The following is a 25,984-nucleotide window of genomic DNA, read 5'->3' on the forward strand; positions in this document are numbered from 1 at the left end:
TCTTTCCTTATTTCGCTTTCTCTAAACTTCCAAACGCACGTGTTTGTAATCGATTGACCTCATTTGTGGATTTATTGAATTCGTCTATTTTCTGTTGAAGACCAGAAGTTAAGATATTCACTTCCTTAACTTGTTTTTGTAATTGGCTGGAGCGAATTTCTCGGTCTTCCAATTGAGTATACAGCTGAGTTTGTGCATCAATGAGGTTTTTGTAATCCGAAATCAATTGCTCATGTTTTTCAAAACGTTCTTCTAAAGCTTGAATTAGTTTTTCCAACGTCTCTTTTTCTGCTTTGTCCACTATGTCAATCAACGCAGACAACTTGTCTGCCGCTTCTCTAGCCTCGCTTAAAGCTTTCTCTTCTTTTTCTATTATGATCGTTCGTTCTCTTGCTGATTTTTTCAAAGAAGCAACTTGCTTTTTCACTTCTGGATATTGTTCTTGGGTTAGTTCCATCGTATCGGTGAAGCGTTTTTGTTCTTTTAATTCTTGCTGGTTCAGCTTTTTCACGTAGCTTATTCCTTGTTTCTCCTTTTCATTTACGTCGGCCAGCGTGTCTGTAAGCTGCTGTTCCACTGTCTGGTCTTCAGAGCATGCACTCAACACTGAGACCATTGCAATTATCAATATTATTTTCTTCATAGAAGAAGCCTCCTAAACTATTCTCCGTACTTTTCTCTTTCACCATTTTTCAGGTTCGTTTATACTAGTAACAACCATATCCGAAAGGAAGAGTAGAAATGATTTTAATGAAAGATATTATTCGTGAGGGGCATCCAACCTTGCGCGCGAAAGCAAAAGAGATGACTTTCCCATTAAGTGTTGAAGATCAACAATTATGTGATGACCTATTAGAATATATAGTAAACAGTCAAGATGAAGAGCTCTGTGAAAAATATAACTTACGTTCAGGAATCGGTCTAGCAGCACCTCAAGTGAATGCTTCAAAAAGAGTATTTGCTTTGCATATACCTGACGATGAAAAACCTTTGACGAACTTCATTGCCATTAATCCGAAAATCGTAAGCCACTCTGTAGAAAAAACGTATATTTCTTCTGGAGAAGGCTGCTTATCTGTAGACCGTGACGTACCAGGATATGTCCCACGTTATTCGCGCATCACAATTAAAGCATATGATAAAGAAGGCAATGAAATAAAGAAACGTTTAAAAGGGTTACCTGCCATCGCTTTTCAGCATGAGCTGGATCATCTAAACGGCATTATGTTTTATGACCATATTGATGAGAATGCTCCTTATAAAGATATCCCAGGTGCTATCCCGTTCGAAAGAGAGTAAAGGAATAAAACTTGACAGAGAGTTCAGATTATGGTATAGTCTTGTCAAGGAGTGATGAAGCCATGTACAAACGTCTTAAACGCAAATTGCTTAGACGACTGAATGGCCTGCTCGGTAAAAAGACTATTGCCTAGACTTTTACGCCCGCCAAGCAATTGGTGGGCTTTTCTTTATTTTAAAGAAATTAAGTGCTATTATGAAGAATATGTTTTATATCGAACGTAAAAAAGGAGAGTTCATTATGATTTTTAAAGTTTATTACCATGAAAACGTACACCAAGTTCCAGTCCGCGAAAACACACAGAGCTTATACGTTGAAGCCGAAACAGAGAAGGCCGTCCGCGATCAGTTGCAAGACCGCCAGATTATGATCGAATACATTCAAAAGCTGGAAGGCGAACATTTAGAGTACGAACAAGCTTCCCCTCACTTCCAGGTCGAGCAGGTCTAAATAAATGAAGTCGATTAAAAATAACGAAACGGCCGTATTTGCCCTAGGCGGACTAGGTGAAATCGGTAAAAATACGTATTGTGTGCAATTCCAAGATGAAATTATCATCATTGACGCTGGGATTAAATTTCCTGAAGATGACTTGTTAGGCATTGACTATGTAATTCCTGATTACACATATCTTGAACGTAATGTCGACAAAATCAAAGGACTTTTTATCACGCACGGACATGAAGACCATATCGGCGGAATCCCTTATCTATTGCGCAAAGTAAATATCCCAGTCTATGGAGGAAAACTTGCGATTGGTTTATTACGTAATAAATTAGAAGAACACGGATTGCTTCGTACTACGAAGCTACATGAAATCGAAGAAGATGATTTTATTAAATTCCGTAAAACAGCCGTATCTTTCTTCAGAACAACGCACAGTATACCAGACGCTTTTGGTGTTGTAATCAAAACACCATCCGGCAATATCGTGCACACAGGAGATTTCAAGTTCGATTTCACGCCTGTAGGAGAACCTGCGAACTTGCACAAGATGGCAAAAATAGGAAGCGAAGGCGTGCTATGTCTTCTATCAGATAGTACAAATGCCGAAGTGCCGAACTTTACAATGTCCGAAAGAAAAGTCGGAGAAAGCTTGAATGATATCTTCCGTACTGTAGATGGACGAATCATTTTCGCTACTTTCGCTTCGAATATCCACCGTTTGCAACAAGTGATCGAAGCCGCTCAAAACTTCAACAGGAAGATTGCTGTTTTCGGACGCAGTATGGACAATGCCATCACGATCGGACGAGAACTAGGTTATATCGATGCACCAAAAGATTTATTCGTCGATTCCCAATCACTCAATCGCCTGCCTGCAAATGAAGTGATGATTCTTTGTACGGGCAGCCAAGGGGAACCAATGGCGGCACTATCACGTATTGCAAATGGTACGCATAGACAAGTACAAATTCAGCCGGGTGACACGGTGATTTTCTCATCTTCTCCGATTCCAGGCAACACGCTCAGCGTCAACAAGACGATAAATTCGTTATTCCGCGCAGGAGCAGAAGTCATCCACGGTCCGTTAAATAATATTCATACATCCGGTCACGGATCACAAGAAGAACAGAAGTTGATGCTGCGTCTGATCAAGCCGAAGTACTTCATGCCGATTCACGGTGAATACCGTATGATGACGATGCATGAACAACTCGCTGTAGATTGCGATGTAGAGCGTGAAAATGTATTCATCATGGCGAACGGTGATGTGCTTGCACTTACTGATCAAACAGCCAGACTTGCCGGCCGAGTTCCTTCTGGGGATGTCTACATTGACGGAAGCGGCATCGGCGATATCGGCAATGTAGTATTGCGCGACCGCCGAATTTTATCAGAAGACGGTTTAGTCATCGTTGTCGCAACGATCGATACGAAGAAAAACCGCCTTGTATCCGGTCCTGATTTGATTTCCCGCGGATTTGTTTACATGCGTGAATCAGGCGCCATGATCAACGAAGCCCAATATATGCTATCCAAAACATTGAAACGGAAATTGGAAACTAAGCCAGATTCCGTTAATCAATTGAAAAGCGATATTATCGACACACTCGTTCCGTATCTCTACGAAAAAACAAAACGTAAGCCGATGATTCTTCCGGTTATTATGGAACTATAAAATGGTATACAAAAAGCAAGCGCATCTAATCTGCACTTGCTTTTTTGTTAAGTATTAGTGTAGCGCCTTTCGTTCAAAACGATGAATATCTAAATCCGAACCGATGACAATCAATATATCATTGACTTCGATTTGTTCTATCGCTTGAGGGGACACCAGAATGTGCGTACCTCTTTTGATCGCGACGATATTTACTCCAAACTTAGCACGGATATCCAAATCAATCAGGGAAGATCCGGCAAGATGATCGTTTGCTTGTATCTCCACGATGGAATATTCATCCGACAGTTCCAAGTAGTCCAGTATGTTATTGGAAACTAAATTATTTGCAATACGCTTCCCCATATCACGTTCAGGATGGACGACTTGATCTGCCCCTATCTTCCGCAGCACTTTCTCATGATAATCATTCTGCGCTTTGACTGTGATCCGAGAGACACCAATTTCTTTGAGAATCAACGTGGTTAAAATGCTAGCTTGAATGTTTTCACCAATCGCGATGACAACATGCTCGAAATTTCGAATACCTAAAGATCTCAAAGCCGCTTCATCTGTCGTATCGACCGCTACTGCTTGTGTAGCAATGTTCGCAAACTCATCCACTCGTTCCTGTGATTTATCAATCGCCATAACATCCGCTTCAAGTTCGATCAGTTCTTTGACAATACTGCCGCCAAAACGCCCTAAACCGATGACCACAAATTCTTTTTTCATATCCATGCTCCTCACATTACGTAGAAACCATCCGGCTCCCTTGCCTTATCGTAATCCCATTTTGAATTTCAGGAATAACTCATTATACACTCCGAGCGTCTCCAGTCCCAAATTCTTATACACTTCCAAATGTTCTCTCGCCTCTTCATCCGGATAGAATCTTTCATCTTCCGTGATTTCCTCATCCATGAAGGATAACGCTTTAACATTCGGCGTAGAGTAACCTACGTATTCCGCATTTTGCGCTGCAACTTCAGGGTCCAACATGAAGTTGATAAATTTATAGGCACCTTCAATGTTTGTAGCAGTGCGAGGGATAACAATATTATCAAACCACAGATTCGATCCTTCTTCAGGCACGATATAATCAATGTCTTCGTTTTCTGAGATCATATCTGCCGCTTGACCCGACCATGTAAGTGCGACAGAAGCTTCGTTGTTAATCATCAACTGGGTAACTTCATCACCAATTACAGCTTTTACATTGGGGCCCATTGTTTCAAGTTTATCCGTAGCCTCTTTCAACTCCTGCAAGCTAGTCGAATTCAATGAATAACCAAATGAATTCAATGCGACACCAAGTACTTCCCTTGCACTGTCGACTAGAATCACCTTCTGACGCAATGATGCGTCCCATAAACTTTCCCAACTCTCGAAAGTCTGTCCGTCCAAAAGAGATGGATTATAGGCAATGCCCAGCGTCCCCCAAAAGTAAGGAATCGAATATTTATTTTGCGGATCAAACGCGAGATTCATAAAGTACGGGTCAATATTCTTGATATTCGGGATTTTATCAAAATCCAAAGGCAGTAATAAATCCTTTTGCTCCATCATTTGAACAGCGTATTCTGAAGGCACCGAAATATCATAAGAAGTACCGCCCTGCTCAATTTTCCCCATCATTCCTTCATTTGAATCAAACGTTTCATATATTACTTTAATACCTTCCTGTTCTTCAAATTGCTTCAACAGTTCCGGGTCGATATATTCTCCCCAATTATAGACGGTTATCGTATCTTTCCCTACTCGCCCATGTTTATTTTCAAGCTGGAGGTTGATGAACAATAAGACAAAAGAAACGAGCAAAATGGTTGCCGCACTGCTTACAAGCCCTTTCATCTCTTCACCCCCTGGTTAGGTGATTTCGTTTTATTGCCGATGATATAATAACCCAGCACCAATACCATGGTAATAACGAAAATCAAGCCGGACAGCGCATTGATCGTCAATGTAATACCTGTTCGAGCCATTGAATAGATTTCAACCGACAACGTCGAGAAACCATTCCCTGTCACGAAAAAGGTCACCGCAAAGTCGTCCAATGAATACGTCAACGCAAGAAAGAATCCAGCGAAAATCCCCGGCTTAATATACGGCAGTACTACACGTGTCAGAACGTCTCTGCGAGAAGCCCCGAGATCGAGTGCAGCATCCACTAGAGAAGTGCTCATCTCAAGCAGCTTAGGCAGCACCATAATCACCACAATCGGTATACTGAACGCAATGTGTGAGATTAAGACGGAAGCAAATCCCAGTTTGACACCGATCAGTGTAAATAATATTAAAAATGATGCACCGATGATTACATCCGGGCTGACAATTAAGATATTATTCAATGACAATACAGTTTGCCGCATGGATTTATTTTTCATGAAATAAATTGCTAACGCTCCAATTACCCCGATGGTTGTAGATAACAAGGCAGACAGCAAAGCAATAATTATCGTATTCATGACGATGATCAAAAGGCGTGTGTCCTGGAACACCGCTTGATAATATTCCAAAGTAAAGGATTCAAAATTAGACATCCCGCCACCGGAATTAAAGGAATAATAAATGAGATAGAAAATAGGAGCATATAAAACTACAAAAACTAGGGCCAAATAGATCCTTGGCAGACTACTTAGTTTTCCCATTAGCGGAGGCTCCTTTCTCTTTTCCTGATGTCAGCAACATGATCAAAAACATGAAGATAATGAGGAACACTGCTATCGTCGATCCCATTCCCCAGTTTTGTGTTACTAGGAATTGCTGCTCAATTGCGGTCCCTAACGTAATCACTTTGTTGCCCGCGATCAACCTGGTGATCATGAACAAAGAAAGCGCAGGAATGAAGACGACCTGCACACCCGACTTCACACCATCGATCGTCATTGGCCATACGACCCGCTTAAACGTTACCCAACTGCTCGCACCCAGATCTTTCGAAGCGTCAAGCAAAGTCGGGTTGATTTTATCAAGCGAATTGAAGATCGGTAAAATCATAAATGGTATAAAAATATAGACCGATACGAATACAAAGCTGAAATCTGTAAATAAGATCTGCTGACTGCCGATTCCGATCGTTTCCAAAAAACCATTGATCGGCCCATACAGCCCCATCAAACCAATGAATGCGTAAGTCTTCAATAGAAGATTAATCCAAGACGGAATGATGATCAACAGCAACCACAATCGCTTATGCTTTGTTTTTGTAAGGAAATAAGCCGTCGGATAGGAGATCAGCAAAGAAAAAAAAGTAATTAGAAATGCATACCAAAAAGAACTCATCGTCAACTTAAAATAGATTGAACTGAAGAAGTTACGATAATTACCTAGCGTTAAATTCCCCGACAAATCAAAAAATGAATAATAGACTATGACCGCTATCGGAGCCAAGACAAATAACAGCATCCACACAGCATACGGCACGGCATAAACAAAGCGCAGCGGATTATTCTTCATCTTCCGCCACTCCAAACGACTCCAGACGTGCATCAAAGTCTTCTTCCGATTCATTCAATCGCATGACATGAATATCCGCCGGAGCAAAATCCAATCCAATCATCGTGCCTACGTCTGCAGGCTTCGTCGAATGGACCAACCACTCATTACCGTCCGTGTCGTAAGTAGATAATTCATAATGAACTCCGCGGAATAGCTGTGTATCTACTGTGACACTCAGCTTCCCTTTTTCAATCGTGGTCATCTCCAGATCTTCGGGACGAATGACAATGTCTACTTTCTCATTCGGATAAAATCCACCGTCCACACAGTCGAATTGCTTACCTGTAAACTCCACTAAATAATCTTTGATAATCCTTCCAGATACAATATTTGATTCACCGATAAAATCTGCAACAAAACGGTTGATCGGTTCATCGTAAATATCGATTGGGGTGCCGGATTGCTGGATCTCTCCATTGTTCATTACGAAAATTTCATCCGACATCGCAAGCGCCTCTTCTTGATCGTGTGTTACAAAGACGAATGTTTTTCCAAGTCTCTGCTGCAGTTCCCGCAATTCATACTGCATTTCTGACCGCAACTTTAAATCGAGCGCCGATAAAGGTTCATCCAGCAAAATCACTTCAGGGTCATTGATAATTGCTCGTGCAATAGCAACACGCTGACGCTGGCCACCTGACATTTCTGTGATTTCTCGAGATTCATAGCCCGCCAAATTGACAAATTTCAACGCTTCTTTCACTCTGCGGTCAATTTCATTCTTTTTTACTTTTTTAATGCGTAATCCAAATGCTACATTTTCATATACATTTAAATGGGGAAAAAGTGCATAATCTTGAAATACAGTGTTCACTTGTCGTTCGTTTGCCGGAACAGAATTAATCTTCTTTCCATTGAAAAGAATTGTGCCATCCGTAGCTTCTGTAAATCCAGCAATCAAACGTAAGATTGTAGTCTTCCCACAACCAGAAGGGCCAAGCAATGTATAAAATTTCCCCCGCTCCATTTCAAATGAAACGCGATTGAGTACAGTCGTCGACTCGTCATATCGCTTCGTGACATTTTCAAAGCGGATAATCGGTTGATTTGTCAATATGTTTCCTCCTTACACTACTCTACTTATTACATATACTACATGAAAACTTATAAACCTAATCATTATACACAAAACAATCCCGAAAGCAAATATTCTCGTGGTTTCAAGCGAAAATATAACATACAGGAAAATAGTCATGAAAATTGTTTTTTTGCAACGGGCATAGTAAAATAAAGCCATTGATTAAGGAGGGATTCAGTTGGAAGACCATTTGTTTTTTTATTTGGATTCTGATGCCAAGCGGAATCGGAAAACAGAACCAGCAACGAGAGAAAATCAACTAGAGGGAATCTTTCTTGTAAACAAGGAGAAAATCCGATCTTGGAAAGAAATGGCCTCTCATTGTATTGAGTGTATGGAACCTCTGCATTATAGCGATGAGTTTGATGCACGCTACTGCAAAGACTGCGATGAATGGCGTGAAATGATCTGTGATCCCAATTGCCAAACCTGCCAATCGCGACCATTGAAGCCCTCTGACTGCCAACAAGATTTTGAGTAAGCTTACACTTAGCTTGCCCAATTTCTTCGCATATACTATCTTCACTAACATTTACTAATTGTTATAATTTTCAAGTCAATCTAATTGTATTTGGATTCACTATTTGATAGTCTATATAAGAATTGTGCAATACAGACTAGGTTTTGCATACAAGATTAATTGGAGGGGTTTATAAATGGCTGAGCGCATGGTAGGTAAACAAGCTCCAGATTTCACAATGGAGGCAGTATTAGCTGACAAATCTTTTGGGAAAGTTAGTTTACAAGAAAACATTAAAAACGACAAATGGACAGTTCTTTTCTTCTATCCAATGGACTTCACTTTTGTTTGTCCAACAGAAATCACTGCGATGTCTGATCGCTATGATGAATTCGAAGACTTGGATGCTGAAGTAATCGGCGTATCCACTGATACCATCCATACACATCTTGCATGGATTAATACAGATCGCAAAGATAATGGCCTTGAACAACTTAACTACCCACTTGCAGCAGATACGAACCATGCAGTATCACGTGATTACGGCGTATTGATAGAGGAAGAAGGAATCGCATTACGCGGTCTTTACATCATCAATCCTGAAGGAGAACTTCAATACCAAACAGTTTTCCATAATAACATTGGTCGTGATGTGGATGAAACTCTTCGTGTACTGCAAGCATTGCAAACTGGCGGCCTTTGCCCTGCAAACTGGCGCCCGGGTCAAGAAACACTTTAATTTACTCCGATTTCAAGATGGATAAGCACCCCCACGCATGACACCAATCGTGGGGATTTTTTTATAAAATTTATTCTTTTACACTTAGCTAGGAGGAACTTTGGATGAAATTACGTACACAAATGCCTGAACTCCAAGGTGCGACAACTTGGTTAAACGGTGAAACTACTAAATCTGAACTAGTTGGAGAAAAACCGACACTGATTCACTTTTGGTCTATTAGTTGCCACCTTTGTAAAGAAGCAATGCCAGATGTAAACAACTTCAGAGATCAATATAAAGATGAACTCAACGTAGTAGCTGTGCATATGCCGCGTTCAGAAGACGATACCAATCTAGAAGAAATCAAAAAAGTAGCAGCCGAGCATGATATAACTCAACCCATTTTCGTAGATAGTGAACTAAAGTTAAGCGACGCATTCGAAAACCAATATGTGCCTGCTTATTATGTCTTTGATAAAGATGGACAGCTTCGCCATTTCCAAGCAGGCGGCAGCGGTATGAAGATGCTCGAAAAGCGTGTCAATCGAGTATTGGATGAAATGAAAAAAGAAGATTGATCACGCAACCGGTTCCTTAGACTAGGAACCGGTTTTTTCTGTTTCGATCAAACCAAAGAAAATTACAAGCACAGCAAGTGTCATCCTCTTTGCTTTATGATACGATAGACAAAAAGTTCCTAGAAAGCGAGCAGTCGAATGGCCATACAATCAAAAAACTTTGCCCTCTACATCTTAATGTTCAACATGTTTATCGCGATGGCAGGAGTCGGACTTATTATTCCAATCATGCCCGAATACTTAGGAACATTTGGAGTAGCAGGACAAGCACTTGGACTCTTAATTGCAATATTTTCATTTGCTCAATTTATTTTCTCTCCTTTTTCTGGAAACCTTTCAGACAAACACGGCAGAAAACGTATTATCATTATCGGTTTAATTATTTACGGATCATCTCAGTTAGCTTTCAGCTTATCAACTGATCTTTGGATGTTGTATATTGCCCGCTTCTTTTCCGGCTTCGGCGCTGCTTTTATCATCCCTCCGACAATGGCTTTTGTTGCGGACATTACATCTCTCGAAAACCGTGGTCGCGGCATGGGACTTCTCGGCGCATCCATGTCATTAGGCTTTATGATTGGTCCTGGAATCGGCGGATTTCTATCGAAAATTAGTCTGGTCTTTCCATTCTATGCGGCAACGGGTGCATCCTTCTTCGCTGCGATTTTCTCACTAATTTTCTTGCCCAACCCTAAACCTGTTTTACAGGGTGCAACGACTGCTGAAAACCTATTACAGCAAATGTGGCGTTCTACAAAAACCCCATATTTTGTGATGCTCATTGTTATGTTCGTCTTTTCTTTCGGATTAGCGAACTTCCAATCACCATTTCACTCTATGTCGATCACAAATACGGTTATACACCTTCTCAAATCGCAGTTATTATCACAGTCGGTGGATTTGTCGGTGTTATTATTCAGACTTTCGTCATCGATCGACTCTTCAGGCGCTTTGGTGAGATGCGTATAATATTGATTAATTTAATCGTCGCTGCATTCGCCATGCTCGGCATCTTGTTCGTCAATACATTTTTCACAATCTTGTTGGTGGCAACGATCTTTTCTACCGCCACTTCCTTATTGCGACCAGCAGTCAATACACTCGTTTCAAAATTAGCCGGAAAAGAGCAAGGGTATGCCGCCGGGATGATGAATGCCTATATGAGCTTAGGCAATATGGTCGGTCCCGCTACGGCCGGCTACATTTTCGACATCAATATGAGTTCTCCATACGTAGTCGGTATGTTCATCCTGTTACTATGCTTTTCTCTCGCAGCCTATTGGGCAAAGAGCAACAAAGAGCTTCTGCAGTCTTCAAGGACTACCTAATCCACAGCAAAAAGGCCTTCCTCTATGGAAAGGCCTTTTTATTAATGTTTTCCATCCAGACGCCAGAAGAATGGGCGAATGGTAAAAGAACCGTTGACCTACGTTCCAAATGGATGCTTTCTAAACTTCAATTAAGCTTTTTATCAAACTAAACGCAAAAAAGTAGAATATCAATAGTGTGTATATCGGGATTTGCATTCCAGACGGTACGCTTCACGGAGGGCACCCCTTCTCTAGCTCAAACTCCCGAACCAATGCCGCTATTTATCTTAAAGCTGAAATCCCAAAGTGCTGTGAATACAGTATTTGTGCTTTTTATGATTGCTTCGTTAATATCTCGGCATGCTTTTGAACGATTTCCACGAATGCCTTTACTTGCTTCAGTTCAAAAGTGGAGTTGTAGCCGATTAGCCATGTATCTCGCGTCAGCTCAAATTCCTCTTCACTATTCAACAAAGGAATACGATTCACACGTTCGTCGCCCGAGAGCGTGATGGAAGGTAAGATCGCATAACCAATCCCATTCAAAGCCAATTGCTTACACGTCTCAATTTGATCCACGATAATTTGGCGGCTTGGGTGTTGATTGAAATGCTTGTTCCACCAACGCTGTATTTCCATATAATAATTCGAATCACTTTTAAACTGGATAAAATGCCGATTCGTATCTTTCAACTCGTCGATTGTCGAGATTTCTCGATCGACCAAATACAGCTGATCGCGGAATAAATACTTGCGATTACTTTTCCAGTCCGTCTGCCCCCTGACAATTCCAATATGCGCTTCTCCTTCATACAGCGCATTGGATATTTCAGAACTCCAGCCGGTCATCAATGAAATTTTGGCATCCGGATACAAAGCCACATAATCTTTCAATACTTGTGGTAGCCATGTCTGGCCAATGATTGATGCACAGGCAATCTTCAGCGTTCCATGGACTTTATCCTCAAGTGATGCAATCAACTCCAACGTTTCATCCCGTTTTGCTAAAGACTCTTTCGCATAGGCGATCACATGCTCACCGGCAGGCGTAGGTTCAAGCCCTTTCTGGGAACGAATGAACAACTGCATTCCCCATTCCTTTTCAATTGTTTGCAGTCGTTGAGAAAGCGCAGGCTGGGATAAATGTAATCGCTCCGATGCTTTTCGCATATTTCCTTCTTCCGCCAACGCTTTTATAATATCTAACTCAGTTGTCGACATGTTCATACACCTTTCCTCGAGGTATTCGTAAAATCAGCAGTAAACTAATCCATGCAAAAAAGGCAATTGCAATATAGACCCAATGCAACGAGTTTTCTAAACCGGTTTGCAAGCTTACAAGCTCTTTAATCGGTATCAACGATCGACTTTCTTCCGTCAGCAAGCTATTTACATTATCTACGGAATACGTTAACTTTTCTGCCGCAAAATACGTAAGCAGCGTACCATTCAAAATAGCACCGAAGACGGAAGCACCTATCGTATTCCCAAAGTTTTTCATGAACATATTTGCAGCTGTGGCAGAACCTCTTTGCGTTCGCGATACAGCACCTTGAATCGTCACGATAAACGATGTGTTCGTCAGCCCCATCCCAACCCCAATGAAGAAGCTCGAACACGCTGCCCAAATCGGACCTAAACCTGCATTCATGAAGACGAACATCATCGAGCCGACCACAAGGGATATACCGCCGGCAAACGATACGAGAAACGGTCCAAAACGAATGAGCAGATGCCCGGCTAAAGATGAGGCTAATGGCCAGCCGATAGACATCGCGGTCAATGCAAATCCAGCTATAATCGCCTTCTGTTCCATTACACCAGATACATACGTAGGTAAGTAGGATGAAATACCGATTAAAATAACGCCAGTTGTTAAGGAGACTAAATTCGCATACAAAATGATGGGATTCTTCCAGATACTAAACGATATGAGTGGATCCTTTGCCAACTGTTCTTGTCTAAAAAATAAAAAGAAAATGACAGCAGATACTGCTAACAACAGCAGACCGATTAAAGAGAACCGTCCAAAGGCTTGTCCACCTTCCACAAGCCAAACTAAAATTGATGACAAGGCGATCGTCAGCAAAACCGCTCCTCTATAATCAACCGATGCGTTGTGCGTCTCTTTTGGCTCATGCAAGAAAAAGAAAATGCCTGCCATGGCGAGAATTCCGAGCGGAACATTTACCCAAAAGACAAACTGCCAGTTCACGTATTGAACAAGCAAACCACCAATGACGGGACCGGAAACCGCAGAAATCCCCCAGACGCTTGATAAGTATCCTTGAATCTTTGCTCTCTCCTCGGTTGAGTATATATCTCCAACAATCGTCGTGGCAATAGGCATGACAGCCCCTGCTCCTATTCCTTGTACAAGGCGGTAAATGATCAATTGTTCCATCGAACCCGCAAAACCGCATAATATGGAGCCTATCAAAAAAATCGTCAATCCTACAAAGAATATAGGTTTCCTTCCAAAGACATCTGCTAATTTCCCATAAATCAATACGGTGACGGTACTCATTAATAAATACGAGGAAAATATCCAGCTATAACGTGAAAAACCGCCTAGCTCAGATGCGATAGTCGGCATGGCAGTTGTAACGATCGTCGCCTCAACAGCTCCGACAAACATTGCCAGCATCACTGCCGCAAGCACGAGCGGACGCTTTGTTTCCTTTTGCACTGAGCGCTCAACTCCATTCTAGATAGAAAAAGACTCCATAAGAGGAGCCTTGTTGTCATCTAACTATACAAACTATCAATTTATGCTTGAACATTATAAAGATATTTCTTAAACTCTTTCATAACTACTCGTCTAGTTAAAATACCTGCAAACGTCCCATCCTCTTCTGTCACGCATAAAAATGGATGATTAATCAACAGGTCCATCGCTCGTTGAAAACGTTCATTTACTCGAATCGTCGGAAGCGATGTTTCCATAATCTCATCTACCTTAATATTCTCTAATCGTTCATATTCAATACGTTCTAAACCTAAAATGGCATCTGTAATCATACCTATCCCGAGTAAGCCTTTTAAATGATACTGGTGATCAAGTACAGGGATGGCAGAATAACCTGTCTTCGTTAAAACGAGAAGAGCGTGTTCTGCGTTATTACCGATTTGCACATGAGCAACTTTTTCTGAAGAAATTATTTGGTCAGCAATCGGCGCAAAGAGAAACTCTTTATTATTTATAGAAACCATACGTAATCGCTCCTTCTGTTCGTCAAATCGTTAAACTATCAATGAAAAAGTAAAAGTATCCGCTTCCATTCCATCATACCACAAATAGCCTTTTTTCACCTCAAAAGATGAATTGTTTCCAAAAACAAAAACCTCTTCCTTCATTAGGAAGAGGCCCAATAATAAAAAATTACAAACAAGGCAAAGAAAGTGGCGATAAGTATGATCCAGAGTATCGGATTAATCGTATAAGGATGCTCTGCTACCGTCTCAGGAATTTGATCTTTTTCATTCAATTGCAGCGAACGACTCGATTTTCTGACTGCAGCCAAACAAATCCACAGCATAATAGCACTCACAAAAATCATGGGCCATAGCCATATATCCCACATAATCCATCACTCCTTTTGCACATCCATTACAATAAAGTTTGTGCAGAAGGCAGAAATTTATGTGTCTCTTTACACATTACTGATGAATTTCTAAATAGTCTCGTTCAATGACTTCTGATGGCACAGCCTTACTGTATAGAAATCCTTGCGCAATCCGGCATTTGGATTCCTTCAAAATTTCAGCCTGTGAAACGGTTTCAATTCCTTCAGCAATCACATTCATACCTAAGCTATGTGCTAAATTAATGATCGTTTTGGCAATTGCTTCATTTTTGGCATCCATTTCGATATCTTGTATAAAAGAACGGTCTATTTTAATTATATCGATCGGATATTTTTTTAAGTAACTCAATGAAGAATAACCCGTTCCAAAGTCATCAACGGAAATAGTAAAGCCCATCTCTTTAAGTTGTCGTAAAGACTTTAACGTTTCATCCGGCCTCATGAGCGCACTCTCTGTTATTTCAATTTCAATACAATTCGTCTGTAATTCGTATTTACGTACGGTATCAAACAGTTTAACGCAAAAATTTTCTGATCTGAACTGACTTGGTGAAATATTGATCGCAACTTTCACAGGTTTATACTGTTTTTTCTGCCACTCTTTCAAATGCTGGCACACTTGATCGATAACCCAGTCCCCAATTACATGAATAATACCGGAAGCTTCAGCAAGTGGAATGAAGTCGGCTGGAGAAACCTCACCAAACTTGCGATTATTCCAACGCAGTAAGGCTTCAAAGCTTGTGGACGTCCCCGTTTCTAATTCCACTTGCGGCTGAAAACAAACTTTCAATTCATCAAACTCAATTGCCCGCCGTAAGTGAGATTCCATCAACGCTTCATTTGTAAACGTTGCCTTCATATCCTCTTCAAAATATCGAAAATGAGCACGGCCTCGTTGTTTTGTGACGGACAAAGCTTGCTTGGACTTTTCCGTCAGCTCATCAATGGTATTTCCGTGTTCAGGAAACGTAGAAATCCCTATAGAAATAGATAAATAATATTCTTGGCCGTTAAACAGAAAAGGCTTTTTAAAAGAACATAACACTTCATTACAAATTCGCTCCGTTTGGGCGAAGCTGTATTCCTGAACGAGAAAAATAAACTCATCTCCACTATTACGATAAACTTTCTCACCCGCTGTACAAATCTTTCTTAAACGCTCAGCAACCATCCTTAAGATTTGGTTGCCTGCCATATAGCCTAGTGACTCCACTACCACTTTAAAACGATCAATACCTAAATGAATAATGCGGAGTTTCCCCTTTTCATTCACAGCCTGAAGTGAATCTTGGGCGAAATGAATTTTCAACATTCGGCGGTTCCACAGTCCTGTCAAGTGATCATGGTATGAAAGATAATACCTTTTAGAATTACTGATCAAATAGTTCGGTAATTCCTTTAAGATGACTTGTGTCTCCAGATGCTCTCCCTTCACTACAACAGGTAGTGCTTTTAGCGAAACCAGCAATTCATGGCCTTTTTGATGCATTAGCTCGATGTGCGGCAATTCAAATGTCTTTCCAAGTTTCACGTAAGACCATAACTGCCTGAAACTTAGCTGATCTACTTCACTTACAAGCTGATGAAACGGCTTGCCGATCAATTGTTTCGGCTTATAATTAAGTAGTTTTTTTATCATAGGGTTGCAAAATGTAATTTGTCCTTGTCCATTTAATGTAAGCAGTGCGTCTGAATTGGAAAATAGAAGGGATTGATATTTTTCTTTCCATAGCTGATTGGCATTCCGGGAGACAGAATTCTGAAATTCCAAGAGAAGTAAAAAACCTTTAGAGGAATCAGCTAACTCCTTCATAGTCACTTTCAATGGCTCTTGTCCGATAATAGAAATCTGGCATGAACCTAGAGTAGCAGCTTTTTCTACTATAGCTTCTCGGATTGCTGACCAATATAGACCAAAAAACTGCTCAGGCGAATGTTTACTCGATGAAAAGAATGATGTAGAACTTTCATTTGTATACAAAATCTTCATATGTTGATTGGAGCTTACATCTAAGATGACGACCATAGTAGAGTGAGCTTGCGGCTCTTCCTTTTGAAGAAAATGATCAAATGGTTCTTCATTGTTCATTTTGAGACGCTTCCTTTCGTTTACAAATTCTATTGTGCACTTTTAATTATTTTTAATACTTAAGATACAGTTAGATTCACCTTTATCAATAAGTATACAGCTATTTAATCTGCTATAAAAGACTAGATACCTAGATTATACTTCCCTTTGTGACTATTCACGTAACGTTTCCTAAAGACAAGTTAATTGAATAGAAAAAGAAGCAAAGGGACTAGAACGCCCCTATGCTTCATTACTTAATCGATATATTGTTTAATCAGGACTTGAGTACCTTTTTCTCCGTATCCTTGATCCAGCAATTCTATATACATTTTGCGCGCAAGCTTCAGGCCCGGTAACTCTAAATTCAATCTTTCCGTCTCCTGTAACGCAATATTTAAATCTTTCACAAAGTGCTTCACAAAAAAACCAGGCTCGTAGTCTTCTTCAATGATTCGCGGACCGAGAGCCGATAAACTCCACGAACCGGCGGCACCAGAAGCTACCGACTGCAGCATAGTATCTGGATCCAGTCCTGATTTCATAGCATAAGCGAGTGCTTCACACGCACCAATCATATTTCCTGCCACTGTAATTTGATTGCACATTTTGGCATGTTGCCCCGCTCCTGCATCGCCTTGATAGACAATTTGCTTTCCAAAAACAGAAAGTATCGGCAACAAACGATCATATAGCGCTTTTTTACCGCCACACATAATAGAGAGAGTGCCATTTTGTGCGCCTATATCGCCGCCGGAAACGGGTGCATCGAGAGAGTGCATCTGCAGCGACTCTGCTTTTCGAGCTATAGCAATAGCCAACTCCGGGCTCGATGTTGTCATATCGACTACCGTTTGAGAAGGACGACCATTCGCAAAGATGCCGTTCTCTGACAGATAAACCTCTTCCACATCTGCCGGCATGCCAATCATCGTAAAGATAATATCTGCTTCACGCACAGCTTCTCCTACAGAGTCTGCCCACCGCACGCCAAGCTCAACCAAAGGATCCGCTTTAGACTTCGTCCTTGTATACACCGTTACATCGTAGGATGCGTTTACTAAATGTTTTACAATACTCGCACCCATCACACCGGTCCCAATAAATGCTATCTTTTCATTTTTCATTTAATCACTCCTTACAATACATTTATATATTCCATCGTATAGGAGTCAGAATTTATTTACAATAAAGGATACAAAAAAAGAGGACCAATCTTATAAATAAGATTGATCCACAAAAGGGGGAAATGAGAATGTTGCTGTGTTCAATTATATTATGCCCCCTTTTCGTATATATAAACATAAATTACAAATTTTTTTCAAAACTTTTTTCTTTTTGTCTTTCATATTCATTTATCAGTAAGTCCAGCTCACGACTCAGAATAATTGTACGCTCAGAATGCATCCCCTCATGTTGAGCGACTTCTATTAACTGGTTTCTAAGACATTCGATTTGAATTTCAAAGTTACAGTTCAAACACTACACCTTCCATCATAATAGGCTACTTTTTATATTATACTAAAAGCATGAATAATTAGCTCTATGAAGTTGTCGACACTTTCCGACAACTTTATCTTTATTCAGCGGAAGACTCTACCTGTATAGATGATGAAATTAATGCCGTTTTATTTCCTGTTCATTGGTTGTTCAAATGCTCGCTGAACAACAGAAGTACGCAGGCTAAGATCGCCCAATGCCCGCATGATCTACTTCCTGTAGACTTAAGCACAAATCAAAATCTGGACGCAATTACGCCGAGACGTAATTGAACTTTCTTTTTATCGACTTCTTAGAAGATAACCCTTTACCTTTTGTAAGTTTTCAGGCAAACTAGAAAGTAATTCTCAGGAATAGATTTGTACCACTCTACCATAACTAGAGTAATTCATGAAGATAGAAAGGAAGTTGTATGATGACGATTGCAGAAGTCGGGGATATTATTGAATTCAAAGATGGTTTACAAGGGATTGTGGAGAAAGTCAATGAAAACTCTGTTATTGTGGATTTGACATATATGGAGGATTTCGATGAGTTGGAGATGGAGGAAAAAACCGTTATCAACCATAAACGCTACAAAATTATCCATAGTGCGGCAGAATGAAACCTTCTTCTCGCCTATCCGTCCAATTAGTAGAATCGTAAATAGAGGAGTGAATCGATATGAACAACAAATGGCGCATTATTTTCGCTTCATTTGCAGCATCCTTACTGCTCGCAGCTTGCGGAACATCTGATTCAGATGACAATCCTTCATCAACTGACGGCACGAATGGAAGTGCAGTGGAAACACCTGCTGACGAGCCTGAAACGGACATTGAGGAAGACGTTGACAGTGCAACTGCAGAGGGAGATGAAGCAGACAGCACAGAAGAAGAAGACTTGCTTAAAGACGCAGTCGAAACAAAAAGTGATGCTCAAGACTATTCGGTTATGGTGATGCCAGGATATACATTAACAAGTGAAGAGCCTGGAAGAGATAGCTTATATGTAGACGAAGACAGCGAAACGTTTATGCGAATTGAAACGACAGCGAAAGACGAAGAAGCTTTCAGTTTCGATGAATGGTATGAAAACATGGAAGAATTATTAGCTGCGTCAACAGATGGGGCTGAGCCGACTGAATTAACAGACGAAGCAGAACTTCCTCAAGGTGAAGGCATTACGAACGTAAAAGGAGCCGAAGCTAAATCCGATGAAGGATACTTCAAAGGCTTTGTGATGGAACGTGAGGACAAGTTAGTACGCGTGACAATTTATGCTACAGAAGACAATGAGCATATTAAAGAATTCACAGAAATGGCTTCAACGATCAAGTAATCTCTATCTATATAGAAGGCCGACCCGCTATATACAGCAGATCGGCCTTCTTTTTGTTTAAAATTTAAAGTCCTGTTCAGGTGCCAACGACAGACACTCGCGGAAATGTCAATTTAAAGACAGACCCTACGCCTTCCTCACTGCTAACGGCTATGCTACCACCATATTCAGTGACCGTTTTCTTGACAAATGGAAGACCAAGTCCCGTGCCGCCTGCTTTACCAGAAACAAACGGCAAGAAAATCTTTTCCATCATCTCTTCGCTCATACCAGTGCCTGTATCTGAAATTAGAATGTCTACATTTTGCTGTTCTCCTTCACAAACATGAACAGTCAGCGTCCCTTTTGGCCCCATTGCTTCCATCGCGTTTTTAAGAAGATTTACCAAAATCTGCTTGACGCGATTCGGATTTGCTTTAATTAAAATGGGTTCCGTGATAAAATTTTCATTAAATAAGTTTATTTGGTCAAGTAAGGCTTTCGGCTGTAATAATAACAATACTTCTTCCATTAGGACAGTAAGTGAAAATACTGTAACTTCATCGACACGAGGTTTGGAAAGAGCGAGCATTTCATTTAAAATTTCGTTCATCCGCTTTACTTCGCCTTGAATCACAGTTACATACTTATGGGCACTTCCTGTTACCTCATGTTCCAATAACTGAAGAAAACCGTGTAATGTAGTCATGGGGTTTCGGACTTCATGTGCTATACTAGCCGCAATTTCACCTGTCGTGGACAGTTGGTCGGAGTGTGCAAGCAATTGAAGCATATGTTCCTGTTCTGTCATATCTAGGACTCGCAAAATAAACATCTCGGTAGCTGAGTCGACTTCCAAGAGAAGGTTGAAGTATTGTATATCACCATTTTTCTGGTAGGACAATTTCCTTTGAGCAACACCTTCATTTTTCGCCTGAACTACGTATTCCGTATAACAAAATTCTTCATCGTGGTGGAAGTTTTCTAGGAAGCTCTTGAGGTGTATAGAAGTCCCGCGAGTTGGATCGAAGAAGGTCTTATTGAATTCCTCATTCAAGGACACAAAGAATCCCCATTCATTAACTAATGCCATCGGGATCTTAGCTGTCTGAAAGGCACTTTCGTATAATTGACTTAAGGTTTTCGTCTGTTCATCCATTTTTATCGTAATAATAGCCTTTTCACTACGAGGCTGGTATATAATATAGCATGAGACATGTTTATCGCAGTCATCTTTTAGACATCCCTTTACACGTTCCTGTACAGTAATTTGTTGAAAGCTAGAGTGCACTAGGATGTTTTCAATTTGAACGAGTAGTCGTTCGTCGAAAATTTCTGATATATATTTCGGTAAGTCATTTTCTTTCACTAATGATTTAAAAGCTTTTGTCATACCCAATATTTCACCATTGTGATTAATAATTATTTTAAAAAGAGAACTTTCGAGAAATTTATTGATATCTGTTGATTTCAATACCATAAACATGCCTCCCTCTTTTATTTCAAAGTGTAACTTGATAAGTTTGCTAATCTCTATTTTGAAAATTTGAAATATAATCCTTTGAATTCTCATTATGTCATATTTTTGGAACGCTTTACATAGGACCATAGTCTCTTTTAATTACCTAAAGTATACCAATATTTTTTCGTATAGGAGTATAATCATGAAAATTGTTTTATCTACTTTAAATGCTAAATACATACACACTAACATTGCAATCCGCTATCTTAAGGCATACGCAGAGCCAGAATACCCATGTACTTTGGCGGAATTCACCATCCATGACCCAACACTCTCGATCGTCTCTGAACTTTATCAACATTCCCCTGATGTTGTCGGTTTCAGTGTTTACATTTGGAACATTGAAGAAACTATCAAAGTCATTCGATTGCTTAAATTGACGAGTCCCGAAACTATTATCGTTTGTGGTGGGCCAGAAGTGACCTATGATTATGATCAATGGCTTGAACGCGTGCCAGAGATTGATTTTATCGTCATTGGCGAAGGCGAGCGGACATTTAAGGATTTACTACAAGCGATTAACGGGAAAACTGAATTATCGAGCGTGCAAGGGATCGCCTATCGCCAAGATGAACAGTTGAAGATTACAGCGCCTGGACCAAAATTGGATTTGCGGACACTGCAATCCCCTTTTCGTTTTGTTGAGGATTTGCCTCATCTTAGAAATCGAGTGATGTACATCGAAACGAGCCGTGGCTGCCCTTTTTCTTGCCAATTCTGTCTTTCTTCAATCGAAGTGGGCGTCCGCTATTTTAACCGGGAAGCAATCAAAGAAGATATTCGATATTTGATGAAACACGGTGCCAAGACGATAAAGTTTGTCGATCGTACGTTCAATATCAGCCGTAGTTATGCGATGGAAATGTTCCAATTTTTAATTGACGAACATGTTCCAGGCACTGTCTTTCAATTTGAGATCACGGGCGATATCATGCGGCCGGAAGTCATTGAATTTTTAAACGAAAATGCACCCGCAGGACTATTCCGTTTTGAAATCGGTGTCCAATCAACAAATGATCTGACGAATGAACTAGTTCAAAGAAGACAAAATTTCAGTAAGCTTTCTCGTACCGTTACCATGGTCAAGGAAGGCGGAAAAATTGCGCAGCATCTAGATTTAATCGCTGGATTGCCTGAAGAAGATTACGATTCTTTCCGCGATACTTTCAATGAAGTATTTGCTTTACGACCAGAAGAGCTGCAATTAGGTTTCTTAAAATTACTGCGGGGTACTGGTCTGCGAATTCAAGCAGAACAATACGGTTATCGTTTCATCGACACAGCTCCTTATGAAATCGTATCAAATAATGTGTTGTCCTTTGATGATATGCTGAAGATTAAACAAACAGAAGACATTCTCGAAAAATATTGGAATTCAGGTCGATTTATACACTCTATGGAATATATCGTTACCGAATTGGTCGATACACCTTTCGACTTCTTTCAGCTATTCGGCGCTTTTTGGGAAAACCAAGGGTGGTCAAGAATCGGCCATCAGTTTGAAGATTTGTTCACACGTTTGGAACAATTTTTAAAAGAAGTTTTGAAGGTTGATACAGAAATCGCACGAAGTCTGTTAAAAATTGATTATCTGGCACATCAGAAATTCCTCCCTAGAAAAATATGGTGGGGCCCTTCTACTTTACAGGAAGAACAATTGAGGGAGATCAATCAGTTTTTGGTTCGCTCCCCACATCTACTCGGCGAGAGGTTTGTAGCACTCGGCCATACTGATCGAACGATCCGGAAACAAGTTTTCATCACAGATACTGCTGCCAAGTTGGAAGAAGATCTCACTGTGAAAAAAGATCGCGGGTATCTCATTTTCCAATATAGTCCGAGTCAAGAAGCACAATACTTCCACCTCTCTGACCAAGTTTTAGAGAATTTGAAGGAACAGAAGCATTAAAATAAGCAGGCTGAGAAAATGACCATATTTTCTCAGCCTGCTTTTATTTACGTAATCATTATCCGATAATCACACGTTCTTTTGGATAATGATAAGGTGTTTTATTCGTTTTACCGCCTATTGTATAAAGAAATGAAATCAATCCTACGCGCCCGATAAACATCAAAACCATAATGATGAGTTTCCCAGCTACAGACAGATCCGATGTAATTCCAAGCGACATTCCGCAGGTCCCGAATGCTGATGTAATTTCGAATAGTAAAGAAACGACCGGGACGCCTGGCTCCGTAAGCAACAAAAGGAGCAATGCCGTCATGACCATAACACAAGCTACGAGAATGACCGCATATGAACGAAACACATCAACCAATTTAATTTGCCGTTTAAAAATGTGGATGACATCGTTCCCTTTGGCAAAATTGATCAGGAATAATATCGCTATGGCAAATGTGGTTGTACGGATCCCTCCTCCAACCGAACTGGGTGAAGCCCCGATAAACATTAAGGAACTGACGAATATGTCGGTTGCATCGCTGAAGTTTGTAACGTCATACGTCGTAAGACCGGCTGATCTCGCTGAAACCGAGTGGAACAATGCCGTGAAAAATTGCTCATGCCACCTCATCCCTTTGAATGAATGAAATGATTCTAAAAGCCAAATCATCAAGGTACCGAAAACTAATAACAAGCCAAAGGTAGAAGTCGTGATCTTCGTAAATAAGGAGAAACGGAAATGAGGTACTTTTTTCGAAAAGTAACTTTTCACCTCAATTAGAACAGGAAACCCGATAGCTCCTAAAATAATTAAAACCATTAATATTAATTGAATAAAGTAGTCATTAAAATAAGGCTTCATGGAAGAACCGGTAATATCAAAACCTGCATTCGTAGTGGCAGAGACCGCCATGAACATCCCATTTAATAAGGCTTCACTGAACGAGTCGTAAAAACGAGAGATATAAAGTGTCAAAATCGCCCCGCCAATCAATTCGATTGCGACTATGATTTGAATAATTTGGCGAATGAGCTGCACAACACCCGCTAATGTATATTGATTCGTGTCGACCATGATCAGCTGACGTTCTCTCATTCCAATTCTTTTTTTTACGAGCAACCAAAAAAACGTACCAATTGACATAATGCCGATACCTCCTAGCTGGAGGACCAACATGAGCATACACAAGCCAAAAACCGAGTAGGTTTCTCCGATGTTTATTGATGATAACCCTGTAACACTTACCGCACTTACAGCTGTAAATAAGCTGTCGATAAATGCTACATGGACGCCTGGCTTATAGACACCTGGTAAGTTCAGCAGCAGGAAAGAAGAAGCAATTGCTAAAAAGTAATAGAATACGATGATTTGTGCTGGAGTGAATTTATGTAAAACTTCTCGGGAAAGCTTCATCTTTTTCAAATTCCTTTCATAACAGAAACTTTATTTTCCTACTTTATCAAATGCTTTGCTGAAAAGATAGCGTTACAAAGAACTTTACACTCTTTTAATAACCTTAAACCAACTAATCAATTACGCTTCGGTATAATTGTGTCTAGATTTTGAATTGTGCTTAGGTCTGCGTGACGCAGTCAGTTAACCTTTAACACCATCAAAATATGTGACATCCGTCCGAGGCTATCTCTTTGTTCAGCAAGCATTTGAACACCCGTTGTACTGGAAGTAAAACAGCTTTCATTTTATCACCATATAGATGAGAGCCTTCTGCTGAATAAAGATAAAATGCAACTCCTTCTAAATATTAGAAGGAGTTGCATTTAGTTTACCCTTTCAACCGTTGTTTCACTACGGCTAACAAATAGCCGCCAACTGCCAATATCAACAGTATGATCCAGAATGTTGTTTTCCACAACGTCGAGTGCGGGAATGTCTCAGGAATAATTTGAAGCGCTGGATGTGCCAATGTCAGCACGACGAGTTTCACACCTACCCAGCCTACTATTAAGAATGCCGCAGTTTCGAGTGTCGGATATTTCTCCAGCAAAACGACAAACTGTCTAGCTGCGAAACGGATCATAATCAAACCAATCATACCGCCAAGTAACATGACAACGAACTGTCCACCATTGATTCCACCGACATGGAAATCACCCAATTCTGGCAATGTCACAGCGAGCGCCACTGCCGCCAACATAGAGTCCAAAGCAAACGCAATGTCCGCTAATTCTACTTTCAAAACCGTCATCCAAAAACCAGATTGTTTTCTCGGTTTTTTATTCGGATTATCTTTTTGCGAGTGCGTGAGCTTGTCATATATATTCTTACCTGAAATGATTAATAAGTATGCTGCCCCTAACGCTTGGATCTGCCAAATGTTCACCAAAAATGTAATCATGAATAAAGCTGTGAATCGGAAGACAAACGCTCCAACCAAGCCGTAAAATAATGCTTTCTTCTGCTGTGGTTTCGGCAAATGTTTGACCATTACCGCCATCACTACTGCATTGTCCGTCGCCAATAGCCCTTCTAGTACGATCAGTACGACAAGAACCCATGCGTATTCTAATAAAATCGCGTCCAACAAAATTCCTCCTTGTTTTATACAATATAAAAAGACCCTCACCTAATAAAAGGCAAAGGTCTCGCTAAGTCAGAATTTTGTATGTTCAAAATCCAGCTATCATAACCGATGGCAGTTTAGACAGCCACGTATTGACGATTATGAAATAGGTTTCCCTATAGCTACTCCCCTTTGACATTGCGTCAAAGTTATTAAGTTATTGGATACTTTTAAAGTATTATAACATAATAACTTCGCTTTGCAAATCGTTTAGGTGTTGTCTGTGAAACTATATAATTTTTAAATTATTTTAGCAGGTTGAACGAGCTAAGGGCTAACTTTTTATTGTTTCGTCGCTCGATTTTAGGTAAGTCCTAAATAGGTACAGGGTAGTACATTTACGCCGCTTCGCCGCTGGGGGATTGCCTCCCGCCGTGAGCCAACTAGCAAAGACCGCTAGCTGTCTCACGGCTACGGCGGACCCCGCAGTTGCGGCTTCGCTGGTGTAGTTAAGATAGTGGGTACTGTGTT

Annotated in this window: 24 protein-coding genes and 2 pseudogenes; 10 read left to right on the forward strand and 16 right to left on the reverse strand. The window is 40.5% G+C overall.

Features of this window, described 5'->3' with window-relative positions:
* Nucleotides 1-7: 7 nt before the first annotated feature.
* Complete coding sequence (locus tag B5D59_RS10280; RefSeq protein ID WP_078817845.1) at nt 8-643, reverse strand: YkyA family protein; 636 nt, start codon at nt 641-643, stop codon at nt 8-10.
* A gap of 98 nt (nt 644-741) precedes the next feature.
* Here B5D59_RS10280 and def point away from each other — a divergent pair, with 98 nt between their 5' ends.
* The 3 genes from def to rnjA all read left to right on the forward strand — a co-directional run bounded on the left by def (nt 742) and on the right by rnjA (nt 3,422).
* Nucleotides 742-1,299, forward strand: a complete 558-nt coding sequence (gene def, locus B5D59_RS10285) for a peptide deformylase (RefSeq protein ID WP_009765656.1) — start codon at nt 742-744, stop codon at nt 1,297-1,299.
* Nucleotides 1,300-1,540: 241 nt separating this feature from the next.
* On the forward strand, nt 1,541-1,750 hold the full coding sequence (locus B5D59_RS10290; protein ID WP_040758295.1) for a DNA-dependent RNA polymerase subunit epsilon: 210 nt from the start codon (nt 1,541-1,543) through the stop codon (nt 1,748-1,750).
* A 4-nt stretch (nt 1,751-1,754) separates the two neighbouring features.
* On the forward strand, nt 1,755-3,422 hold the full coding sequence (gene rnjA / locus B5D59_RS10295) for a ribonuclease J1 (RefSeq protein ID WP_009765658.1): 1,668 nt from the start codon (nt 1,755-1,757) through the stop codon (nt 3,420-3,422).
* A 54-nt stretch (nt 3,423-3,476) separates the two neighbouring features.
* Here the strand turns inward: rnjA and B5D59_RS10300 are convergent, their stop codons facing one another.
* The 5 genes from B5D59_RS10300 to B5D59_RS10320 are packed head-to-tail and all read right to left on the reverse strand — an operon-like array spanning nt 3,477 to nt 7,956.
* Nucleotides 3,477-4,136: a potassium channel family protein gene (locus B5D59_RS10300; RefSeq protein WP_078817846.1), complete on the reverse strand. Its 660-nt coding sequence runs from the start codon at nt 4,134-4,136 to the stop codon at nt 3,477-3,479.
* Between the two features lie 45 nt (nt 4,137-4,181).
* A complete protein-coding gene (locus B5D59_RS10305) occupies nt 4,182-5,255 on the reverse strand; it encodes an ABC transporter substrate-binding protein (protein ID WP_078817847.1) in 1,074 nt (357 codons plus the stop codon).
* Nucleotides 5,252-6,052 carry an ABC transporter permease gene (locus tag B5D59_RS10310; protein ID WP_078817848.1) on the reverse strand — a complete coding sequence of 267 codons (801 nt, stop codon included), beginning with the start codon at nt 6,050-6,052 and terminating at the stop codon, nt 5,252-5,254. Before B5D59_RS10310 ends, B5D59_RS10305 begins: the two co-directional genes overlap by 4 nt.
* The gene (locus tag B5D59_RS10315; protein ID WP_078817849.1) at nt 6,036-6,860 is read right to left on the reverse strand and encodes an ABC transporter permease; all 825 of its coding nucleotides are present in this window, start codon (nt 6,858-6,860) and stop codon (nt 6,036-6,038) included. The genes B5D59_RS10310 and B5D59_RS10315 overlap by 17 nt, the downstream gene beginning before the upstream one ends.
* Entirely contained in the window at nt 6,850-7,956 is a 1,107-nt protein-coding gene (locus B5D59_RS10320; protein WP_009765664.1) for an ABC transporter ATP-binding protein, read from the reverse strand. The genes B5D59_RS10315 and B5D59_RS10320 overlap by 11 nt, the downstream gene beginning before the upstream one ends.
* 202 nt (nt 7,957-8,158) lie before the next feature.
* On the opposite strand from B5D59_RS10320, the gene B5D59_RS10325 reads away from it, so the two are divergent.
* The 4 genes and pseudogenes from B5D59_RS10325 to B5D59_RS10340 all read left to right on the forward strand — a co-directional run bounded on the left by B5D59_RS10325 (nt 8,159) and on the right by B5D59_RS10340 (nt 11,067).
* Nucleotides 8,159-8,461 carry a hypothetical protein gene (locus tag B5D59_RS10325; protein ID WP_078817850.1) on the forward strand — a complete coding sequence of 101 codons (303 nt, stop codon included), beginning with the start codon at nt 8,159-8,161 and terminating at the stop codon, nt 8,459-8,461.
* Between the two features lie 175 nt (nt 8,462-8,636).
* Nucleotides 8,637-9,179 carry a peroxiredoxin gene (locus B5D59_RS10330; protein ID WP_078817851.1) on the forward strand — a complete coding sequence of 181 codons (543 nt, stop codon included), beginning with the start codon at nt 8,637-8,639 and terminating at the stop codon, nt 9,177-9,179.
* Between the two features lie 104 nt (nt 9,180-9,283).
* Complete coding sequence (locus tag B5D59_RS10335; protein ID WP_078817852.1) at nt 9,284-9,739, forward strand: TlpA family protein disulfide reductase; 456 nt, start codon at nt 9,284-9,286, stop codon at nt 9,737-9,739.
* Nucleotides 9,740-9,877: 138 nt separating this feature from the next.
* Nucleotides 9,878-11,067, forward strand: a pseudogene (locus B5D59_RS10340) (MFS transporter).
* Nucleotides 11,068-11,382: 315 nt separating this feature from the next.
* Here B5D59_RS10340 and B5D59_RS10345 read toward each other — a convergent pair.
* From B5D59_RS10345 to B5D59_RS18565, 7 genes are all read right to left on the reverse strand, one after another.
* The gene (locus B5D59_RS10345; protein ID WP_078817853.1) at nt 11,383-12,270 is read right to left on the reverse strand and encodes a transcriptional regulator CcpC; all 888 of its coding nucleotides are present in this window, start codon (nt 12,268-12,270) and stop codon (nt 11,383-11,385) included.
* On the reverse strand, nt 12,257-13,696 hold the full coding sequence (locus B5D59_RS10350; RefSeq protein ID WP_139365998.1) for an MDR family MFS transporter: 1,440 nt from the start codon (nt 13,694-13,696) through the stop codon (nt 12,257-12,259). The genes B5D59_RS10345 and B5D59_RS10350 overlap by 14 nt, the downstream gene beginning before the upstream one ends.
* Nucleotides 13,697-13,818: 122 nt before the next feature.
* Nucleotides 13,819-14,262 (reverse strand): cyclic-di-AMP-binding protein CbpB, encoded by a 444-nt coding sequence (cbpB, locus tag B5D59_RS10355; protein ID WP_009765673.1) that lies wholly within the window; start codon nt 14,260-14,262, stop codon nt 13,819-13,821.
* A 143-nt stretch (nt 14,263-14,405) separates the two neighbouring features.
* Entirely contained in the window at nt 14,406-14,633 is a 228-nt protein-coding gene (locus B5D59_RS10360) for a hypothetical protein (RefSeq protein WP_009765674.1), read from the reverse strand.
* Between the two features lie 76 nt (nt 14,634-14,709).
* Nucleotides 14,710-16,728 carry a sensor domain-containing protein gene (locus B5D59_RS10365; RefSeq protein ID WP_078817854.1) on the reverse strand — a complete coding sequence of 673 codons (2,019 nt, stop codon included), beginning with the start codon at nt 16,726-16,728 and terminating at the stop codon, nt 14,710-14,712.
* 236 nt (nt 16,729-16,964) lie between these two features.
* Nucleotides 16,965-17,834 (reverse strand): NAD(P)-dependent oxidoreductase, encoded by an 870-nt coding sequence (locus B5D59_RS10370; RefSeq protein ID WP_078817855.1) that lies wholly within the window; start codon nt 17,832-17,834, stop codon nt 16,965-16,967.
* Between the two features lie 181 nt (nt 17,835-18,015).
* Nucleotides 18,016-18,186 (reverse strand): Spo0E family sporulation regulatory protein-aspartic acid phosphatase, encoded by a 171-nt coding sequence (locus tag B5D59_RS18565; protein WP_078817856.1) that lies wholly within the window; start codon nt 18,184-18,186, stop codon nt 18,016-18,018.
* A 442-nt stretch (nt 18,187-18,628) separates the two neighbouring features.
* Between B5D59_RS18565 and B5D59_RS10380 the strand changes: the two are divergent.
* Nucleotides 18,629-18,811 (forward strand): annotated as a pseudogene (locus tag B5D59_RS10380) (YkvS family protein); the annotation flags it as partial.
* Between the two features lie 59 nt (nt 18,812-18,870).
* Nucleotides 18,871-19,527 (forward strand): midas domain-containing protein, encoded by a 657-nt coding sequence (locus B5D59_RS10385; protein ID WP_078817857.1) that lies wholly within the window; start codon nt 18,871-18,873, stop codon nt 19,525-19,527.
* 76 nt (nt 19,528-19,603) lie between these two features.
* Here B5D59_RS10385 and B5D59_RS10390 read toward each other — a convergent pair whose 3' ends face one another.
* Nucleotides 19,604-20,986, reverse strand: a complete 1,383-nt coding sequence (locus B5D59_RS10390; protein WP_040758304.1) for an ATP-binding protein — start codon at nt 20,984-20,986, stop codon at nt 19,604-19,606.
* Between the two features lie 184 nt (nt 20,987-21,170).
* Between B5D59_RS10390 and B5D59_RS10395 the strand changes: the two genes are divergently transcribed.
* Entirely contained in the window at nt 21,171-22,937 is a 1,767-nt protein-coding gene (locus tag B5D59_RS10395; RefSeq protein WP_078817859.1) for a B12-binding domain-containing radical SAM protein, read from the forward strand.
* 58 nt (nt 22,938-22,995) lie between these two features.
* On the opposite strand, the gene B5D59_RS10400 is transcribed toward B5D59_RS10395, so the two are convergent.
* Both B5D59_RS10400 and B5D59_RS10405 read right to left on the reverse strand, forming a co-directional pair.
* Entirely contained in the window at nt 22,996-24,345 is a 1,350-nt protein-coding gene (locus B5D59_RS10400) for a TrkH family potassium uptake protein (RefSeq protein ID WP_078817860.1), read from the reverse strand.
* A gap of 370 nt (nt 24,346-24,715) precedes the next feature.
* On the reverse strand, nt 24,716-25,474 hold the full coding sequence (locus B5D59_RS10405; RefSeq protein WP_040758305.1) for a TerC family protein: 759 nt from the start codon (nt 25,472-25,474) through the stop codon (nt 24,716-24,718).
* Nucleotides 25,475-25,984: the final 510 nt, after the last annotated feature.

It is taken from the genome of Sporosarcina newyorkensis (assembly GCF_900167515.1).
GTDB lineage: Bacteria > Bacillota > Bacilli > Bacillales_A > Planococcaceae > Sporosarcina > Sporosarcina newyorkensis.

Bases quoted from the DNA above. Each gene is read 5' to 3' on its own strand.
- B5D59_RS10280 (WP_078817845.1), bottom strand. From the start codon at position 643: ATGAAGAAAATAATATTGATAATTGCAATGGTCTCAGTGTTGAGTGCA.
- def (WP_009765656.1), top strand. From the start codon at position 742: ATGATTTTAATGAAAGATATTATTCGTGAGGGGCATCCAACCTTGCGC.
- B5D59_RS10290 (WP_040758295.1), top strand. From the start codon at position 1,541: ATGATTTTTAAAGTTTATTACCATGAAAACGTACACCAAGTTCCAGTC.
- rnjA (WP_009765658.1), top strand. From the start codon at position 1,755: ATGAAGTCGATTAAAAATAACGAAACGGCCGTATTTGCCCTAGGCGGA.
- B5D59_RS10300 (WP_078817846.1), bottom strand. From the start codon at position 4,136: ATGAAAAAAGAATTTGTGGTCATCGGTTTAGGGCGTTTTGGCGGCAGT.
- B5D59_RS10305 (WP_078817847.1), bottom strand. From the start codon at position 5,255: ATGAAAGGGCTTGTAAGCAGTGCGGCAACCATTTTGCTCGTTTCTTTT.
- B5D59_RS10310 (WP_078817848.1), bottom strand. From the start codon at position 6,052: ATGGGAAAACTAAGTAGTCTGCCAAGGATCTATTTGGCCCTAGTTTTT.
- B5D59_RS10315 (WP_078817849.1), bottom strand. From the start codon at position 6,860: ATGAAGAATAATCCGCTGCGCTTTGTTTATGCCGTGCCGTATGCTGTG.
- B5D59_RS10330 (WP_078817851.1), top strand. From the start codon at position 8,637: ATGGCTGAGCGCATGGTAGGTAAACAAGCTCCAGATTTCACAATGGAG.
- B5D59_RS10335 (WP_078817852.1), top strand. From the start codon at position 9,284: ATGAAATTACGTACACAAATGCCTGAACTCCAAGGTGCGACAACTTGG.
- B5D59_RS10345 (WP_078817853.1), bottom strand. From the start codon at position 12,270: ATGTCGACAACTGAGTTAGATATTATAAAAGCGTTGGCGGAAGAAGGA.
- B5D59_RS10350 (WP_139365998.1), bottom strand. From the start codon at position 13,696: ATGCTGGCAATGTTTGTCGGAGCTGTTGAGGCGACGATCGTTACAACT.
- cbpB (WP_009765673.1), bottom strand. From the start codon at position 14,262: ATGGTTTCTATAAATAATAAAGAGTTTCTCTTTGCGCCGATTGCTGAC.
- B5D59_RS10360 (WP_009765674.1), bottom strand. From the start codon at position 14,633: ATGTGGGATATATGGCTATGGCCCATGATTTTTGTGAGTGCTATTATG.
- B5D59_RS10365 (WP_078817854.1), bottom strand. From the start codon at position 16,728: ATGAACAATGAAGAACCATTTGATCATTTTCTTCAAAAGGAAGAGCCG.
- B5D59_RS10370 (WP_078817855.1), bottom strand. From the start codon at position 17,834: ATGAAAAATGAAAAGATAGCATTTATTGGGACCGGTGTGATGGGTGCG.
- B5D59_RS10385 (WP_078817857.1), top strand. From the start codon at position 18,871: ATGAACAACAAATGGCGCATTATTTTCGCTTCATTTGCAGCATCCTTA.
- B5D59_RS10390 (WP_040758304.1), bottom strand. From the start codon at position 20,986: ATGGTATTGAAATCAACAGATATCAATAAATTTCTCGAAAGTTCTCTT.
- B5D59_RS10395 (WP_078817859.1), top strand. From the start codon at position 21,171: ATGAAAATTGTTTTATCTACTTTAAATGCTAAATACATACACACTAAC.
- B5D59_RS10400 (WP_078817860.1), bottom strand. From the start codon at position 24,345: ATGAAGCTTTCCCGAGAAGTTTTACATAAATTCACTCCAGCACAAATC.